Origin of the sequence: Microbacterium sp. SORGH_AS_0969, from assembly GCF_030818255.1 — a bacterium.
Lineage (GTDB): Bacteria > Actinomycetota > Actinomycetes > Actinomycetales > Microbacteriaceae > Microbacterium.
Map to the genome: position 1 here is coordinate 498,215 of NZ_JAUTAG010000001.1, position 17,166 is coordinate 515,380.

The 17,166-nt window shown below is 68.0% G+C and carries 16 protein-coding genes; 9 read left to right on the top strand and 7 right to left on the bottom strand.

Annotation, left to right across the window (positions count from 1 at the left end; genetic code table 11):
- Window positions 1–15 precede the first annotated feature (15 nt).
- The 5 genes from QE388_RS02250 to guaB all read right to left on the bottom strand — a co-directional run bounded on the left by QE388_RS02250 (window position 16) and on the right by guaB (window position 5,510).
- Window positions 16–687: a TMEM175 family protein gene (locus tag QE388_RS02250; RefSeq protein WP_307382646.1), complete on the bottom strand. Its 672-nt coding sequence runs from the start codon at window positions 685–687 to the stop codon at window positions 16–18.
- Window positions 688–724: 37 nt separating this feature from the next.
- Complete coding sequence (locus QE388_RS02255; protein WP_307382648.1) at window positions 725–2,413, bottom strand: ABC-F family ATP-binding cassette domain-containing protein; 1,689 nt, start codon at window positions 2,411–2,413, stop codon at window positions 725–727.
- 116 nt (window positions 2,414–2,529) lie between these two features.
- On the bottom strand, window positions 2,530–2,742 hold the full coding sequence (locus QE388_RS02260; protein ID WP_275797301.1) for a hypothetical protein: 213 nt from the start codon (window positions 2,740–2,742) through the stop codon (window positions 2,530–2,532).
- A gap of 34 nt (window positions 2,743–2,776) precedes the next feature.
- Entirely contained in the window at window positions 2,777–3,700 is a 924-nt protein-coding gene (locus QE388_RS02265; protein ID WP_307382651.1) for a hypothetical protein, read from the bottom strand.
- Between the two features lie 307 nt (window positions 3,701–4,007).
- Window positions 4,008–5,510, bottom strand: coding sequence for an IMP dehydrogenase (gene guaB / locus QE388_RS02270; protein ID WP_275799024.1), 1,503 nt, complete (start codon window positions 5,508–5,510; stop codon window positions 4,008–4,010).
- Window positions 5,511–5,783: 273 nt separating this feature from the next.
- Between guaB and QE388_RS02275 the strand changes: the two genes are divergently transcribed.
- From QE388_RS02275 to QE388_RS02295, 5 genes are all read left to right on the top strand, one after another.
- Entirely contained in the window at window positions 5,784–7,082 is a 1,299-nt protein-coding gene (locus tag QE388_RS02275; RefSeq protein ID WP_307382652.1) for a branched-chain amino acid ABC transporter permease, read from the top strand.
- An 11-nt stretch (window positions 7,083–7,093) separates the two neighbouring features.
- The gene (locus tag QE388_RS02280; protein WP_307382654.1) at window positions 7,094–8,074 is read left to right on the top strand and encodes a branched-chain amino acid ABC transporter permease; all 981 of its coding nucleotides are present in this window, start codon (window positions 7,094–7,096) and stop codon (window positions 8,072–8,074) included.
- Window positions 8,067–8,999, top strand: coding sequence for an ABC transporter ATP-binding protein (locus QE388_RS02285; protein ID WP_275799018.1), 933 nt, complete (start codon window positions 8,067–8,069; stop codon window positions 8,997–8,999). The genes QE388_RS02280 and QE388_RS02285 overlap by 8 nt, the downstream gene beginning before the upstream one ends.
- Window positions 8,999–9,781 (top strand): ABC transporter ATP-binding protein, encoded by a 783-nt coding sequence (locus tag QE388_RS02290; protein WP_058597882.1) that lies wholly within the window; start codon window positions 8,999–9,001, stop codon window positions 9,779–9,781. Before QE388_RS02285 ends, QE388_RS02290 begins: the two co-directional genes overlap by 1 nt.
- A 101-nt stretch (window positions 9,782–9,882) precedes the next feature.
- The gene (locus tag QE388_RS02295) at window positions 9,883–10,614 is read left to right on the top strand and encodes a hypothetical protein (protein ID WP_307382656.1); all 732 of its coding nucleotides are present in this window, start codon (window positions 9,883–9,885) and stop codon (window positions 10,612–10,614) included.
- A 59-nt stretch (window positions 10,615–10,673) separates the two neighbouring features.
- Here the strand turns inward: QE388_RS02295 and QE388_RS02300 are convergent, their stop codons facing one another.
- Window positions 10,674–11,960 (bottom strand): ABC transporter substrate-binding protein, encoded by a 1,287-nt coding sequence (locus QE388_RS02300; protein ID WP_307382658.1) that lies wholly within the window; start codon window positions 11,958–11,960, stop codon window positions 10,674–10,676.
- Between the two features lie 205 nt (window positions 11,961–12,165).
- On the bottom strand, window positions 12,166–13,107 hold the full coding sequence (rarD, locus tag QE388_RS02305) for an EamA family transporter RarD (protein WP_275799010.1): 942 nt from the start codon (window positions 13,105–13,107) through the stop codon (window positions 12,166–12,168).
- 288 nt (window positions 13,108–13,395) lie between these two features.
- Between rarD and QE388_RS02310 the strand changes: the two genes are divergently transcribed.
- The 4 genes from QE388_RS02310 to QE388_RS02325 are packed head-to-tail and all read left to right on the top strand — an operon-like array spanning window position 13,396 to window position 17,109.
- Window positions 13,396–14,241 carry a MetQ/NlpA family ABC transporter substrate-binding protein gene (locus QE388_RS02310; RefSeq protein ID WP_307382660.1) on the top strand — a complete coding sequence of 282 codons (846 nt, stop codon included), beginning with the start codon at window positions 13,396–13,398 and terminating at the stop codon, window positions 14,239–14,241.
- Window positions 14,238–15,269, top strand: a complete 1,032-nt coding sequence (locus QE388_RS02315; RefSeq protein WP_307382662.1) for a methionine ABC transporter ATP-binding protein — start codon at window positions 14,238–14,240, stop codon at window positions 15,267–15,269. The genes QE388_RS02310 and QE388_RS02315 overlap by 4 nt, the downstream gene beginning before the upstream one ends.
- Window positions 15,266–15,934 (top strand): methionine ABC transporter permease, encoded by a 669-nt coding sequence (locus QE388_RS02320; protein ID WP_307382664.1) that lies wholly within the window; start codon window positions 15,266–15,268, stop codon window positions 15,932–15,934. Before QE388_RS02315 ends, QE388_RS02320 begins: the two co-directional genes overlap by 4 nt.
- 2 nt (window positions 15,935–15,936) lie before the next feature.
- A complete protein-coding gene (locus QE388_RS02325; protein WP_307382665.1) occupies window positions 15,937–17,109 on the top strand; it encodes an aminotransferase class I/II-fold pyridoxal phosphate-dependent enzyme in 1,173 nt (390 codons plus the stop codon).
- Window positions 17,110–17,166 lie beyond the last annotated feature (57 nt).

Here is a 17,166-nt window from a genome sequence, read left to right on the forward strand (position 1 = left end):
GGTCACCCGCCCAGCCTACCCGCGACCTCCGACCTCGCCGCCGGTCGCCGGTGGACCGTCGGCCGAAAGCGGGGCATCGGCTCCGCGCAGGAGGCGCGTCAACAGTCCGTCGACGGCGAAGAGGAGGAAGGCGAGCGATCCGATCCAGGGGCTGAGCGCCACGGCCGCGGCACTGATGATCACCGCGCTGAGGCCGGCCCTGCCCAGTCGCCGCGCGTCGTCCTCCGACAGATCGGCGACAGCCCCCGACCGCACGGCCCAGGCCCACTGCAGCCAGCCGACCACGATCGCGAGGAAGAAGTTGACGGGCAGCAGGATCCGACCGAGCAGGAGGTCTTCGTAGGACGTGTTCAGCGACGAGGTGAAGGGGACCAGCACGATCAGGAGGAGGCGGATGTTGTTCAGCCACATCCCCGTGTCGTCGATCCGGACGATCCACTCGAACTGCCGCACGTGCGTCATCCACATCACGCACAGGATGAGGAAGCTGATGACGAACGAGAACACCGGATGCGAGAGCGCGAGGAGACTCTGCGCGAGGTCGTCGTTGGTGCGCACCGTGCCGAGGGACTGGTCGGTGAGACCCAGGACGAGGAGGGTCGCCGCGATCGCGAACACCCCGTCGGTGAACGCCTCGGTGCGCCGGGCCGAGACGGACGTCTCCGGGTGAATCCTCCGCCGGATCATTCGCACAGCGTAGCCGTGCCGACCACCGGTGCAACGGTCATCGCGCCCGCACCACGCGCTGCTCGTCCCACACCGGCTCGGGCGACTCGTACACCTCGCCGTCCGATCCGAACACGAGGAATCGGTCGAAGGACCGCGCGAACCACCGGTCGTGAGTCACCGCGAGCACCGTCCCCTCGAATCGCGCGAGGGCGTCTTCGAGGGCCTCGGCTGACGCGAGGTCGAGGTTGTCCGTCGGTTCGTCGAGCAGCAGCAGGGTCGTTCCCGACAGTTCGAGGAGCAGCACCTGGAACCGAGCCTGCTGCCCACCGCTCAGCGTGTCGAAGGCCTGTTCCGCCTGCGCGACGAGACCGTACCGGTCGAGGGCCGAGCTCGCGGCATCCCGTGGCATCCCCCTTCTGTTGTCATCACCGCGGTGAAGCAGATCGAGGAGCGTTCGCCCGATGAACTCCGGATGCCGATGGGTCTGGGCGAACCATCCGGGCACGACGCGCGCCCCGAGGATCACCCTGCCCGTGTGCGCGACGCGATCGAGTCCCGCGCCGACCGTGGTCACATGCCCGAGGCGCGCATCGGGATCGGTACCGCCTCCCGCCAGCAGCCGCAGGAAATGCGATTTCCCCGAGCCGTTCGATCCGAGGACGGCGACGCGGTCCCCGAACCAGACCTCCAGGTCGAACGGCTTCATGAGCCCGGTCAGTTCGAGCCGTTCCGCGACGACCGCGCGCTTGCCCGTCCTGGCGCCCCGCAGGCGTAGCTGCAGGTCCTGCTCGGGCGGGCGCTCCTGCGGTGGACCGGCCGTCTCGAACTTCGTCAGCCGGGTGACGGCAGCCTGGTAGCGCGAGGCGAAGCCGTCGTTGGCGGCCGCGGCGACCTTCATACGAGCAACCAGCGCGCGCAGCTTCTCGTGCTCTTCGTCCCACCTCCGACGCAGTTCGTCGAGCCGGGCCATGCGGTCATCGCGCGCTGCGGCGTACGTCGCGAAGCTCCCGCCGTGCACCCACGCGGTGCTCCCGGCACTCCCCGTCTCGAGGGTCACGATGCGATCGGCCGCGCGAGCGAGGAGCTCGCGATCGTGCGAGACGAGCAGGACCGTCTTCGCCGTGTCCCGCAGCTGCTCCTCGAGCCAACGCTTGCCGGGGACGTCGAGGTAGTTGTCGGGCTCGTCGAGCAGCAGCACGTCGTCGGGGCCGCGCAGCAGCGCCTCGAGAGCGAGTCTCTTCTGCTCCCCGCCCGACAGTGTGGAGAGCTCGCGGAACCGCGCGCGCTCATACGGCACTCCGAGCGCGGCGATCGTGCAGGTGTCCCACACCGTCTCGTGCTCGTACCCGCCCGCGTCGGCGTAGTCGGCGAGCGCCGCCGCGTACCGCATCTGCGTGTCGAGATCGTCGCGTTCGATGAGGGCGTTCTCGGATGCCTCGAGCTCGAGCGCCGCGCGACGGATGCGCGCGGGCGACACCGCGACGAGGAGGTCGTGGACGGTCTCGCCGACCTTCCCGTGACCGATGAACTGATCCATCACTCCGAGGGACCCACCGATCGCGATCGCCCCACCGTGGGCCTTCTCGTCGCCGCGCACGATGCGAAGCAGCGTGGACTTCCCCGCCCCGTTCGGGCCGACGAGCGCGGTCGTCACCCCCTCGCCCACGCGGAACGTCACCTCGTCGAGCAGGGGCCGCCCGTCGGGGAGGGTGAACGAGATGGCGGTGAGGTCGAGGTAGCCCATGGGGAGATTCCGGTCGACCGCTCGTGGCGGTGGCGTCGACCTCCGAACGCGCGTGCGGCGTTCGCCGGTCGGCTCGCCGACAAGCGAGCCGACCAGCTTAGCGGCAACTCCGCCCGTCAATGACGACGCGGCCTGGGAACCGCGACGAAAGCCGCTGCGATCATGCCGAGCGATCCCGTTCCGAGCAGGACGAGTCCCGCCGGCCATACGGCTAGCCGGTCACGAGGCTCACCGGAGAACGGACCCGGGTCGTAGACCAAGACCGAGTTGAGCACGAGCAGCACGACTCCCGCCATGACGCAGGCCGCCGCGACAATCGCCGGGATCACGCGCCACGCCCACGTCGCCGCGTTGACTACCGGCTCACTGCCCAACGGCGAACCCGACTCGAGGGTCGAAAGCCGACAGCGTTCGCGATGTCGCCTCGAGAGTCCATACCGGGTACCTCATCCCGAGGGTCTTACGACCCACCCATTTCTGGATCTTATACGTCACCAAAGTTCCGACCGCCCACGCCTTGTAGGAGCTCCCGGCGGGGGCTGAGGGCGACGTCCAACTCACGCTCCCCTTCACGGTCCGCGACTCGTGGACCCCAATCGTGGCGCCGATGCCGCTTTTGCTCGCGCCCAACGTCGCGTCGATCGCGGACTCCACCTCGTAGCTCGCCGACATCGTGCATTTCCCGCGGGCCGCACCATTATGCACTTTGCAGATCGCGAGCTGAACACCGCGGTTCGTCCAGTTCATCGTGCGACGCACGTCGATGACGTCATACCGGTAGTAGGTGACCGATACCCCGGGATCGGCCACGACCGGATACGTCACCTTCGCCGCGGCCGCGGTATCGATGACCTGCGTGAGTCGATCGCCGTCGATCTCATAGTGCGTCGGGACACTCCGCCCGTCGGCGTCCAACGCCCACGGCGGAGCGACCGTCGCCGCTTCCTGCCCGTCGCGATCGAGGACACTCGCTCCACCGTCGGGCTGAGCGACGAGCGAGCCTCCGTCCCCCGCGGCTACCTCGTAGGTGAAGGTCGTCGGCGCCGCCGCATCGCTCGTCACGGACATCACCTGTAGCACGCCGTTGCTGCGCACAGCGGGGATGATGCTCGACCCGTCTCCGAGTTCGTGCTCGACGGCCCCGTCTCCGACCCGCTTCGTCGCTGTGGTCCCTCCATCCGACGGCAGCGTCACGCTCACCTCCTGCCCTCCGGGTGTCGACAACGTCACGGGTTGCTCGACATCTGCGGGCAGCACAGCGGTGACGTCGCCTGTCCGGGCGACCACATCGTCACCCTCGAGGCGCGCGGGCGCCGTATCGTCGAGAATCTGCTCCAGGACGTCTGGCTCGGGTGCCTCCGCAAAGGCGGGTGTCACCCCCGCCGATCGCGATGAGCGCGACGGCGACGACGCCGGTCAGCAGACGTTTCATGATCTCTCCCTGTCTCGATGCGCATGTGTACATGCTTCTTCAGGGATGCTATGGATCGACGAGCGGATTCAAATGTCTACATGATCATTCTCATCTTCTCTCTCACCCGCGCACGAGAAAGGGCCGGGCAGTCACCTGCCCGGCCCCCCTCGAAACGACACGTTACTTCTTGTAGTTCGGCGCCTCGACGACGATCTGCACGTCGTGCGGGTGCGACTCCTTCAGGCCAGCCGAGGTGATGCGGACGAACTTGCCCTTGGTCTTGAGCTCTTCGACGGTGCGCGCGCCGACGTAGAACATCGACTGACGCAGACCACCGATGAGCTGGTAGGCGACCGCCGACACGGGGCCGCGGTAGGGCACCTGGCCCTCGATGCCCTCGGGGATGAGCTTGTCGTCGCTGGGGACGTCGGCCTGGAAGTAGCGGTCCTTCGAGTACGACGTCTTCTTGCCGCGCGTCTGCAGCGCACCGAGCGAGCCCATGCCGCGGTACTGCTTGAACTGCTTGCCACCCTGGAAGACGATCTCGCCTGGCGACTCGTCGGTGCCCGCGAGCAGCGAGCCGAGCATGACGGTGTCGGCACCGGCGACGAGCGCCTTGGCGATGTCGCCCGAGTACTGCAGCCCGCCGTCGGCGATGACCGGCACTCCCGCGGGGATCGCGGCCTGCGCGGCCTCGTAGATCGCGGTGACCTGCGGCACACCGACACCGGCGACGACGCGGGTCGTGCAGATCGAGCCCGGTCCGACGCCGACCTTGACGGCATCCACGCCCGCGTCGATGAGCGCCTGAGCGCCTTCGCGGGTCGCGACGTTGCCGCCGATGACGTCGATGTGCGCGAACGACTCGTCGGCCTTGAGGCGCGTCACGATGTCGATGACACCCGCGGACTGCCCGTTAGCGGTGTCGACCACGAGAACGTCGACGCCGGCATCGCGGAGCGCCTCGGCACGCTGCCACGCGTCGCCGAAGAAGCCGATGGCGGCACCGACGCGCAGGCGACCGTGGTCGTCCTTGGTCGCGAGGGGGTACTTCTCGCTCTTGTCGAAGTCCTTGATGGTGATGAGGCCGGCGAGCTTGCCCTCGTCGTCGACGAGCGGCAGCTTCTCGACGCGGTGCTTGGCGAACGTCGCGATGACGTCGTTGGCGTGGATGCCGACGGGGCCGGTGATGAGGCCCTCTTTCGTCATCACGTCTTTGACGAGGGTCGTCTGGCGCTCGAAGCCCGAGACGAAGCGCATGTCGCGGTTGGTGATGATGCCGACCAGCACGCCGTCGGGGTCGACGACGGGCAGACCCGAGATGCGGTACTGCGCGCACATCGCGTCGACTTCGGCCACGGTGGCATCCGGAGTCGTCGTGATGGGGTTCGACACCATTCCCGACTCGCTGCGCTTGACCTGATCGACGATGCCCGCCTGGTCTTCGATCGAGAGGTTGCGGTGCACGATTCCGATGCCGCCCTGGCGAGCGATCGCGATCGCCATGCGCGCCTCGGTCACGGTGTCCATGGCGGACGAAAGAAGAGGCGTGGCGACGGTGATGCGACGGGTGAGGCGCGACGACGTGTCCGCTTCGCTCGGGATGACATCGGTGTGCCCGGGAAGGAGCAACACGTCGTCATACGTCAGTCCGATGAAACCGAAGGGGTCGTGCTGCTCCATGGATCCTCCTGCGCCGTAGCGCCTGTGTGAAAGGGACGTCCGATGGAATTCTAAGCGTCGGGAGCCTGGGAATTGTTCCCGAGCGCTCTGGCCGCCGTGCGCACTCGTGATGACACGGTTCGCTAACGAGGCAGTCGGGGAAACACCCTCGACACATTACGCTCGTAGCGTCGACCGTCGAAGCTGACGGGACGACTTCGTCAGCGTTGCCGAACTGGAGACTCCGTGGGTTATCCCTCCCCCACCGCGACACGATCGCGCACCATATCCCGCATGGCCATCCTCGTGGCGTTCCTCGCGAGCGCCGTCGCCGTCCTGAGCATGTTCCTCGCGTCACCCGCGAGCGCCCAGACGACGACCGCCCCGACCCCGGTCGCTTCGACCGGAACCGGCGACGTTTCGACTCAGTACACGATCGGCGGCATCATCCGTGCCGGCGACGACCCCCTCGAAGGCGTCGAGGTGGCCGTCGAGGGCTCGGGCTTCTCCGAGGTGGGCACCACCGGCGCCGACGGCCGCTGGTCGGTCTCGGTCCCCGGGCCCGGCACTTACACCGCCGAGCTCAAGGTCGACACGCTCCCGGACGGCGTCGTCCCGCGCGACCCCGACAACGTCACCCGCGACGTGACGATCGGCACGACCAACACGGTCAACGTCCTATTCCCGACGGGCGAGGGGACGGCGGCATCCGGATCGATCTGGGACACGCTGTTCTCGCGCTTCTTCTACGGCCTCAACTTCGGCCTCCTGCTGGCCCTGGCCGCGATCGGCATCTCCCTGATCTTCGGGACGACGGGCGTCAACAACTTCGCCCACGGTGAGATGCTCACCTTCGGCGCGATCATCTTCTACGTCTTCACCGCGATGGGCTGGAACCTCCTGCTGGCGGTGGTGCTGACCGTCGCCCTCTCGGCCGCGCTCGGCTGGACACAGGATGCCGTGCTCTTCAAACCCCTGCGCAAACGCGGGGTCGGCCTGGTCCAGGTGCTGATCGTGACGATCGGTCTCTCGATCGTCCTGCGCTACCTGTACCTCTACTTCTTCGACGGCGGCACCCGGAACATCACGACCGGCATCACCGACAACGTCACGATCGGCCCCGTCACCGTGACCCTGACCTCGATCATCAGCATGGGTGTCAGCATCGTGATGCTCGCCGCTGTGGGGTACTTCCTCACCCGCACGCGAATCGGCAAGGCCACGCGCGCCGTGAGCGACAACGCCTCGCTCGCCGCAGCCTCCGGCATCAACGTCGACCGCGTGATCCGCATCGTCTGGGTCATGGCGGGTGCTCTCACGGGCCTGTCGGGCGTGCTCTACGGCCTCTACCGCGGCGTCACGTGGGACATGGGCTTCGCGATCCTGCTGCTCCTGTTCGCCGCGGTGACCCTCGGCGGTCTCGGCAGTGCTTTCGGAGCCCTCGTGGGATCGCTGATCATCGGCATCATCACGGAACTGTCCACCATCGTCATCCCACCCGACCTGCGGTACGCGGTGGCCCTGATCGTGCTCATCGGCGTGCTGCTCTTCCGGCCGCAAGGTGTGCTCGGTCGTAAAGAGCGGATCGGCTGAGGAAAGACGACATGGACTGGCTTTCGATCTTCAACAACGCCGCGGGCGAGCTCATCAGCCCGACCACCGCGGCCTACGCCCTCGCCGCCATCGGCCTCAGCGTGCACTTCGGCTATGCCGGACTGCTCAACTTCGGTCAGGCGGGCTTCATGGCCGTCGGTGCCTATGCCTTCGCCATCGCGACCCTCTCGCTCTCGGCCCCCGTGTGGCTCGCGATCCTCATCGCGATCGCCGCATCGGTGCTGTTCGCCTTCATCCTCGGCATCCCGACGCTGCGACTGCGCGCCGACTACCTCGCGATCGTCACGATCGCGGCGGCCGAGATCGTGCGCTACGTCGTCTCGACGGTCGGTCTGACCGACATCACCGGCGGATCGCAGGGTCTGAACGGCTACAACCGCGAGTTCCAGGCGCTCAACCCCCTGCCGGGCGGCACCTACGGCATCGGGCCGTGGACCTACTCGGCGAACGACTGGTGGGTGCGTCTGTTCGGCTGGGGCCTCGTCATCGTCGCGACGCTCCTCGTCTTCCTGCTCATGCGCAGCCCGTGGGGTCGCGTCGTGAAGGGCATCCGTGAAGACGAGGATGCCGTGCGCAGCCTCGGCAAGAACGTCTACGCCTACAAGATGCAGGCGCTCGTGCTCGGCGGCGTCATGGGCGGCCTCGCGGGCGTGGTGTTCATCCTCCCCCGCGCAGTGCAGCCCGGTAACTACGGCACGGCGCTGACGTTCTTCATCTGGACCGCTCTCCTCCTCGGAGGCGCGGCCACCCTGCTCGGGCCGATCGTCGGCGCGATGCTGTTCTGGGTTCTGCTGTCGCTGTCCAACGGCATCATCGTGGGACTGCGCGACGTCGGCATCCTGGGGTTCATGTCCAGCACCCAGACGGGCCAGGTGCGCTTCATCCTCGTCGGCATCGGACTGATGCTCCTCGTGATCTTCCGGCCACAGGGCATCTTCGGCAACAAGAAGGAGCTGTCGTTCAATGTCTGACACGACCGTCACCCACCCGCTCGTCAAGGGCGAGGTCGGACCCGGCTGCGCCAAGGTCGACCCGATCGTCGTCGCCGACAACGTCACTCGTCAGTTCGGCGGCCTGAAGGCCGTCGACGTCGACCACCTCGAGATCCCGCGCGGACAGATCACCGCCCTCATCGGCCCGAACGGGGCCGGGAAGACGACGCTGTTCAATCTGCTCACGGGCTTCGACAAGCCCAACACGGGCAGCTGGAGCTTCGAGGGGTCGAACCTCGCCGGTGTGCCGGCGTTCAAGGTGTCTCGTAAGGGCATGGTGCGCACGTTCCAGCTCACCAAGTCGCTCGGGCGCCTCTCGGTGCTGCAGAACATGCTGCTCGGCGCCCGCGGGCAGAAGGGCGAGAACATCTTCCGCGCCCTGATCCCGGGGATCTGGCGCTCGCAGGAGTCCGAGAACACCACGCGAGCCGACGACCTGCTGCGTCGGTTCAAGCTCGACGCCAAGCGCGAGGACTTCGCCGCATCGCTCTCGGGCGGCCAGCGAAAGCTCCTCGAGATGGCGCGCGCGCTCATGAGCGACCCGAAGCTCGTCATGCTCGACGAGCCCATGGCGGGCGTCAACCCGGCGCTCACGCAGAGCCTGCTCGGGCACATCCTCGACCTGAAGAAGGAGGGGATGAGCGTGCTGTTCGTCGAGCACGACATGCACATGGTCCGTCACATCTCCGACTGGGTCGTCGTCATGGCCGAGGGCCGCGTCGTGGCGGAGGGGCCGCCCGAGACCGTCATGAGCGACCAGGCCGTGATCGACGCCTACCTCGGCGCCCACCACGACACCGATCTCGGCGACATGACCACGTCGCAGCTCGAGACCATCCAGGCCGAGGCCGCCGCCGAGGCGGAAGCGGAGCTCATCGCCGACGAAAAGGACGGGAAGCTCTGATGACCGACACCGCCACCACCACCCGCACCGCGGTGCTGCGCACCGACGACCTCGTGGCCGGCTACCTGCCGGGCGTGAACATCCTGAACGGGTGCACGGTCGACGCGTACCAGGGCGATCTCATCGGGATCATCGGCCCGAACGGCGCCGGCAAGTCGACGCTGCTGAAGGCCATCTTCGGCCAGGTGAAGATCCGCGGCGGAGCCGTGCTGCTCAACGGCGAGGACATCACCTCGCTCAAGGCCGACAAGCTCGTCGGCAAGGGCGTCGGCATGGTCCCGCAGAACAACAACGTGTTCCCGAGCCTGTCGATCGAAGAGAACCTGCAGATGGGTCTCTTCCAGCGACCCAAGGTCTTCGCCGAGCGGTTCGAGTTCGTCAGCGGACTGTTCCCCGAACTGGCCAAGCGACGCCGTCAGCGCGCGGGCTCGCTCTCGGGCGGTGAGCGCCAGATGGTCGCCATGGGTCGAGCGCTGATGATGGACCCGTCGGTGCTCTTGCTCGACGAGCCGTCCGCGGGTCTGTCGCCCGTGCGCCAGGACGAGACGTTCCTCCGGGTCGCCGAGATCAACCGCGCCGGGGTGACGATCATCATGGTCGAGCAGAACGCCCGCCGCTGCCTGCAGATCTGCCACCGGGCCTACGTGCTCGACCAGGGCAAGGACGCGTACACCGGCACCGGTCGCGAACTGCTCACCGATCCCCGCGTCATCGAGCTGTACCTCGGCACCCTCGCGGCCGACGAGGACGCGAAGCGCGACAACCGGGAGTCTCCCGCCTGATCCGACGCCGATATGCCGCGAGCGCGGCGCTCACCCTCGCGGGCGTCGCGCTCTCGTCATGCGCGAGCAGTGCCGCGCCGACACCCGTCTCGGTCGCCCTCGTGCAGCAACGCGGCGATATCGCTCCGGGTCGCGTGCAGCTGCGCGTGACGAACGACGGCGACTCCCCCGTCGTCGTGACGTCTGCGACGCTCACCCCTCCCGTGCTCGCGGAGCCGGGCGGCGGCGAGACGAAGCGACCTGTGACGCTGTCCCCGGGCCGGACGGTGGACCTCCCGGTGGCGCTGCCCGCTCTGCGGTGCGTCACGGAAGATCCGTCCGTCCGGGCGGTACTGCGCCTCGAAGAAGACGGGGAAAGCCGTGACGCGACGCTGGACGTCACGGACGAGTTCGGAGTGCTCACTCGTCTGGCTGAGACCGAATGCGGCCGGGAGGCCGTGGCATCCGTCGCCCGGATCTCGGCCGCGTCGGCGGCAGTGGGTGAAGGCGGAACCATCGATCTCGAGGTCTCGATCGAGCCGACCAGCGATGCCGGGGCGGGGACCGCCGAACTCCGCGCCCTGCGAGGCACTCCCCTGCTGCGCTTCCCCGCCGGCACCGAGACGCCGCTGGACGTGACCGTGCGCCCGGACGACCCTCCCTCGACGGTGACGATCGCTCTGACGCCGCAGCGCTGCGATGCGCACGCGATCGCCGAAGACAAGGTCGGCACCCTGTTCGACCTCGTGGTCCGGGTCGAGGATCGCGACGTGGTCATCCCGCTCGAACGATCGCCGTCGGTCGCCGCCGCGATCCTGTCGGCCACAGCCGCCGTCTGCGGCCTCACCCCGTAGTCACGACATGCGAAAGGGCCCGGATCCTTTCGGATCCGAGCCCCTCGCGTGGTGTCAGGTCACTCGTTGAGCGAGCCGAACTCCGTGTTCAGCAGGGTGTACTTGTTGTCGGCACCGTACTGGTAGATGCCGATGTACGCCTCGGTCGGGTCACCGTTCGCGTCGAACGTGATCGGGCCGGAGACACCGTCGTAGTCGATGTCCTTGCCCTCGTTGATGAGCTTCAGGCAGTCAGCGAAGGTCGTGCACTTCTCGCCATCCTCGGAGACCGACTGCAGGTTGTCACGGATCGCCGTGCCCGAGTCGTCCTTGGCCTGTGCCGCAGCGAGAGCCGCGACGATGACCGCGTCGTAGGACTCCGGCGCGTAGCTGAAGTCGGTGAGGGCGGGGTCGACCTCCTTCAGGCGAGCCTGGAAGTCGGTGTCGGCCGGGTTGCCGGGGAGGGTTCCCTTGGCGCCCTGCAGAGTGCCCGCCGGGAACTCGTACGAATTCGACAGGTTGCCGTCGACGAAGTAGACCTTCGACGCCGGGTAGCCCTGCGTGCTGACGAGCTGCGGGATGATCGACGACGTCTCTTCGAAGGCGATGACCGCGACCGCGTCGGGCTTGGCCTGCAGCAGCTGGTCGACCTGCGAGGTGAAGACCGTGTCACCCGGGTTGTAGGGGACCGCGACCGAGACCTCGCCACCGGCGGCCTCGACGGCCTTGGTCGCGTTGTCCTTGAGGCCGATGCCGTAGGGGTCGTTGATGTAGATGATGCCGACGTTGGCGGCGCCGTCACCGGTCATCAGGTTGCCGAGCACGCGGCCCTGCAGGACGTCGGAGGGCGCGGTACGCCAGTAGTAACCGTCGTCGGCGTACGTGGTGAAGTCGGGCGAGGTGTTCGCCGGCGAGATCTGCACGATGCCGGCGTTGACCAGCTGGTCGATGAAGGTGAAGGACACACCCGAGGACGCGGCACCGATCACCACGTCCGCACCGGCGTCGACGAGCTCGGTGGCGGACTGGGTCGCGATGTCGGTCGTGGTGTCACCCGAGTCGCGCTCGGTGAGCTCGACCTTGAAGGGGAACTCGGAGCCCGTGGCCTCGATGTCCTCGATCGCGAGCTTGACACCGGCGACCTCGGGCGGGCCGAGGAACGCGAGGTTACCCGTGGCGGGGAGGATGGTTCCGACGTGGAACGTGCCGTCGGCCGTGGACACGGCGCCGCCGCCGGATGAGGCGCTGGGCGCCGCGGCGTCGTTGCCGCCGCCACCCGAACAACCGGCGAGGACGAGCGCACTGGCACCGACCAGGGCGATACCGCCCAGGACCTTGCCCGCGCGGCTACGCGTGAAGACGTTCATAGTGCTCCTTGCTGTGAATGAACGTTGGGCGACACAAGAGGTCGCCTGGTGACCTAAACCTAACCGGACGCACGTTTTCGTCGTGTTGCCGTTCGTTAACGATGTGCGTCGTCGCGGTCACAGCCCCATAACGACCCTGGCGCTCTCATCCGCGATGGCGTAGGCGCCTCGTGCGGTCGGGCCGGATAGCGCAGAAAGTGGCCGGTCAGACCGGTTCTGCGACGTCGGAGACCGAGCGACGGTGGCGACGCGACATCACGATCGAGTCCACGCTCAGCACGATGAGCGCGACCCAGACGAGACCGAAGCCGATCCACCGCTCGAGCGTCATCGGCTCCCCCAGCACCCACACGCCGATGGCGAACTGGATGATGGGTGCCACGAACTGCAGCAGGCCGATCACCGTGAGCGGGACGCGCCGGGCACCCGAGGCGAACAGCAGCAGGGGAATCGCGGTGACCGCTCCCGCGAGCAGCAGGAGGACGGTGTGCAGCGCACCCGCCGTTCCGAGCGTGATGCCGGTCAGGTTCGCGACGAACACCAGTTGGACCGCCGCGACCGGGAGGAGCCAGAGCGATTCGAGGGTCAGACCGCTCACGGCATCCACGGCCGGGCCGATCTGCTTCTTCACGAGCCCGTAGAAGCCGAACGAGAACGCGAGCGTCAGGGCGATCCACGGGAACGCCCCGTAACCGATGACGATCACCGCGACGGCGACGACCGCGAGGCCGATCGCGATCCACGGCACGAGCCGCAGGCGCTCGCGCAGCACGATGACCCCGAGCAGCACCGTCACGATCGGGTTGATGAAGTACCCGAGACTGGTCTCGATGACGTGGTTCGTCAGGGCGCCGTACAGGTACGTCTGCCAGTTGATGTAGATGAGCACGCCCGCGACAGCGGTGAGGCCCATCAGGCGGGGCTGCCGGACGATCGCGAGGAACGGCCGCCACGCGCGGAGGACGGTCAGCAGGATCAAGCAGAAGAGGAAGGCGAGGATGATCCGCCACGCGACGACCTCGAACGGGCCGGTGGGCTTGAGCTGCAGGAAGTAGATCGGCAGGACGCCCCAGAGCAGGTAGGCGCTCAGGGCGTACACGGCACCGCGGGTGCTCCCCCCGGTCGGGGCGGAAGGAGCGGCAGTCACCGACCCAGCCTACGCGTGCCGTCGTACACCGGACGGCCGAACGCCGTCCGTTTCCTGCCACGCGGAGTCGGGGAGGACGACGGTCGTCCCCGAGACGGAACTCGAGCTCCGGGTGCCACCGCCGCTGCCTCACCGTCCAGCGGGTGAACTGTTGCCGCGTGTGACACAGCGTTTCGCGATCGACGAAGACCTCTCGCTACCGTCCCCGAGGGGCTCGGCGCCTGACAGCCGGCCCCTCGCACAGCACGCGATCCACTGCCACGCACCATCCGAGCACCCGGAGAGTCCATGAGTTTCGCACGTACCGCCGCCGCCGTCCTGGCCGCCACCGCCCTCGCCGTCTCACTGACCGCGTGCGGCGCATCGTCGTCCCCGGCATCGACCGAGGCGTCCACCGACAAGACCGACATCAAGATCGGCTTCAACCCCGGCCCGTACAAGGAGATGTTCCAGGGTGGCATCCAGCCCATCCTCGAGTCCGAGGGCTACACGGTCGAGCCGGTCGACTTCACCGACGGCATCGTCGTCAATGTCGCGGTGAACACGGGCGAGATCGACGCGAACATCATGCAGCACCCCGTCTACCTCTCCTTCGTGAACGCGAAGGAAGGGATCGACAACGCCCCGCTCGTGCAGATCCCGACGCCGCGCATGGGGCTGTTCGGCGGGAAGAAGAAGAGCCTCGCCGATGTCGCGGACGGCTCGACCGTCACCGTCCCGAACTCGCCGTCGAACCTCTACCGCGGTCTGTTGATCCTTCGCGACGTGGGGTGGATCGACTTCGCCGACGTCGACGACCCCAACACCGCCGACCTGTCGATCATCACGTCGAACCCGAAGAACCTGAACATCACCCCGATCGACAACGCCCAGCAGGTTCCGGCCCTGCAGGACGTCGACTTCGCCACCATCCAGGGCAACTTCATCGTCTCGGGCGGCCTGAACTACGACGATGCCCTCGCGGTCGAGAACCAGCCGGTGCAGTTCTCCAACGTCGTCGCGGTCCGTTCGGTCGACGTCGACACTCCGTGGGCCCAGGCGATCAAGTCGGCCTACGAATCGCAGGAGTTCATCGACTACATCAAGGCGAACCCGCAGTACTCCGGCTACCAGCTCCCGGCCTGGTTCCAGTGAGCGGCACCGCGGGCGGAGGCATCGTCTTCGACGCGGTGACCAAGAGCTACACCCGGAGGGCCGTCACCACGACGGCCCTCCGGGACGTCTCGCTCGAGGTCGCCCCGGGGACGATCTTCGGCGTCATCGGATACAGCGGCGCGGGGAAGTCCACCCTGATCCGCACCGTCAACGGACTCGAGAAGCCCACCTCGGGCCGGGTGCTGGTCGACGGCGTCGACATCTCGTCGCTGCGGGGGCGTGACCTGCGCGCGGCACAGAAGAACACCGGCATGATCTTCCAGCAGTTCAACCTGCTCGAGACCCTGTCCGCGCGCGACAACGTCGCGCTCCCCCTGCGCCTCGACGGAGCCTCCCCCGCCGAAGCCCGCCGACGCGCCGACGAGGTGCTCGCCTTCGTCGGGCTGAGCGGCAAAGCCGGAAACCACCCCGGCGACCTGTCGGGCGGGCAGAAGCAGCGCGTCGGCATCGCGCGCGCCCTCGCCCGCAACCCGAAGATCCTGCTGTCGGACGAGTCCACGAGCGCGCTCGACCCCTCCACGACCGCGCAGATCCTCGATCTCCTCCGCCGGATCAACCGCGAATACGGCACGACGATCCTCGTCGTCACGCATGAGATGGACGTCATCAAAGACCTCGCGCACGAGGTGGCCGTGATGGCCGAGGGAGAAGTCGTCGAGCACGGGAGCGTGCTCGACACCTTCATCCGTCCTCGCGCCGCCGCGACGCGCGATTTCGTGGACACCATCGTCCCGCGCGGGCTCCCGCGGCGCGTCGTTGAGCACCTGGGCGGCGACGGACTCTGGCGCATGCTGCTCCTGGATGCCGAGGTCGAGCAGCCTCTCATCACGGGCCTGATCCGCCATGTCGGCGTCGACGTCAACATGCTGCACGCCGACATGACGCAGATCCAGGATCACACCGTCGGGCAGCTGATCGTGAAGGTCACCGGCTCCCCGGAGAAGGTCCGCGAAGCGCATGGCTATCTCGCCGCGCGCGTGGTCGAGCTCGAGGAGGTGGCCGGATGAACGGCGACAAGTGGACGCTCGTCACCCCCGACATGTACTTCCGTGCCCTCGGCGAGACGCTGCAGATGCTGGGCGTCTCGCTCGTGCTCGGATCGATCCTGGGCGTCGTCCTCGGAGCGATCCTCGCGCTCACACGCCGAGGCGGGGTTCTCCAGAACACCGCCGTCAACGTGGTTCTCGCGACCGTCGTCAATCTCATCCGATCGCTGCCGTTCATCATCCTGCTCGTGGCGATCCTGCCGTTCACCCGGCTGCTGGTGGGCACGAGCATCGGCGTCTGGGCCGCGATCGTCCCTCTCACCGTGATGGTCGCGCCCTACATCGGACGCCTGGTCGAGAACTCTCTGCTCGAGGTTCCCGCGGGGGTCGTGGAGGCGGCGCGGTCGATGGGCGCCTCTCCGCTGCAGATCTTCTGGCGGTTCCTCCTCCCAGAGGCGCGCGGCTCCCTCATCCTCGCCATCACCATCGCCACCGTCGGCCTCATCGACGCCACCGCGATGGCGGGCGTCGTCGGCGCCGGCGGCATCGGCGACCTCGCGCTGTCGTACGGTTACGAGCGGTACGACGGATTCGCGATGGTGATCACCTGCGTGACCCTGATCGTTCTCGTCCATGGCATCCAGGCGCTGGGCTCCGCGCTCGCGCGCCGCTACCGGCGGCGCTGACGGTGGTCGACTTCGAACCCGCAGCCCGGGTCGACGCCCTCCCTCCGAACTTCTGGGGGGCGATGGATGCCGAGAACGCCCGGATCGCGGCTCTCCCGGGGCCGCGGTTCATCGACGTGTCCAAGGGCAACCCCGATTTGCCGACGCCCGAGCGCATCGTCGAGGCGATGCAACGGTTCGTCGCCGATCCCGTCAACCACCGCTACCCGTCGTACGCAGCGCGCCCGTCGCTGCGGGAGGGCGTGGTGCAGCGGTACCGGGAGGACCACGGGCTCGATCTCGACCCCGACTCCCAGGTGGCGGTCTTCCACGGTTCGCACGAGGCGCTCATGGCTGCGGTGCTCGGACTCGCCGATCCCGGGTCGACGGTCGTGCTTCCCGACCCGGGCTATCCGATGTACACGTCGGCGGTGGACCTCGCTCAGGCACGGGCGGCGACGCTCCCGCTCGTCGGGCCGGATCATCAGCCCGACTTCGCGGCGCTCGCGCACCTCGACCGTGCGCGCGTGCTGCTGCTGAACTACCCGAACAACCCGACCGGGGCGGTGGCGACCCCGGCGACATTCGAGGCGGCGATCGCCTTCGCCGACCGCGTGGGAGCCGCCTTCGTGCACGACTTCGCGTACTCGTCGCTGGGCTTCGAGGCGCGGCCGCTCTCGGCGCTGGAAGTCGACGGCGCCGACGGGCGCACCGTCGAGGTGCAGACGCTGTCGAAGACCTACAGCATGGCGGGATGGCGGGTCGGTTTCGCCGCCGGCAATGCCACGATCATCGCGGCCATGCGCCGCTACCAGGCCCACGCCTTCAGTACGATGTTCGGCGCGACGCAGGAGGCCGCGGCCGCGGCGCTGCGCGGCGATCAGTCGGCCGCCGCCGACCTGGTCGAGGTCTATCGTCGTCGGCGCGACCTCGTCGTCGCGGGTCTGCGCGCGATCGGGTGGGACGTCATCGAGCCGCGGGGGACGTTCTTCGTGTGGGTGCGCCTTCCCGCGCGCACCGACGCCGTCGCGTTCGCCCGCCGCCTGCGGGAAGAGGCCCGCGTCGCGGTGGCCCCCGGCGACGGCTTCGGTCCGCGCGGACGCGGGCATGTGCGGCTCGGCCTCGTCGTCGACGACGCCACGCTGCACGAGCTCGTGGAGCGCCTCGCCTCGTTCTCGGCCGATCCGTCCGCCTGAAGCTTGCGCACGTCTCCCCGATGCAGCGGGTCGACAGGCCATACCCCGACGGCGCAT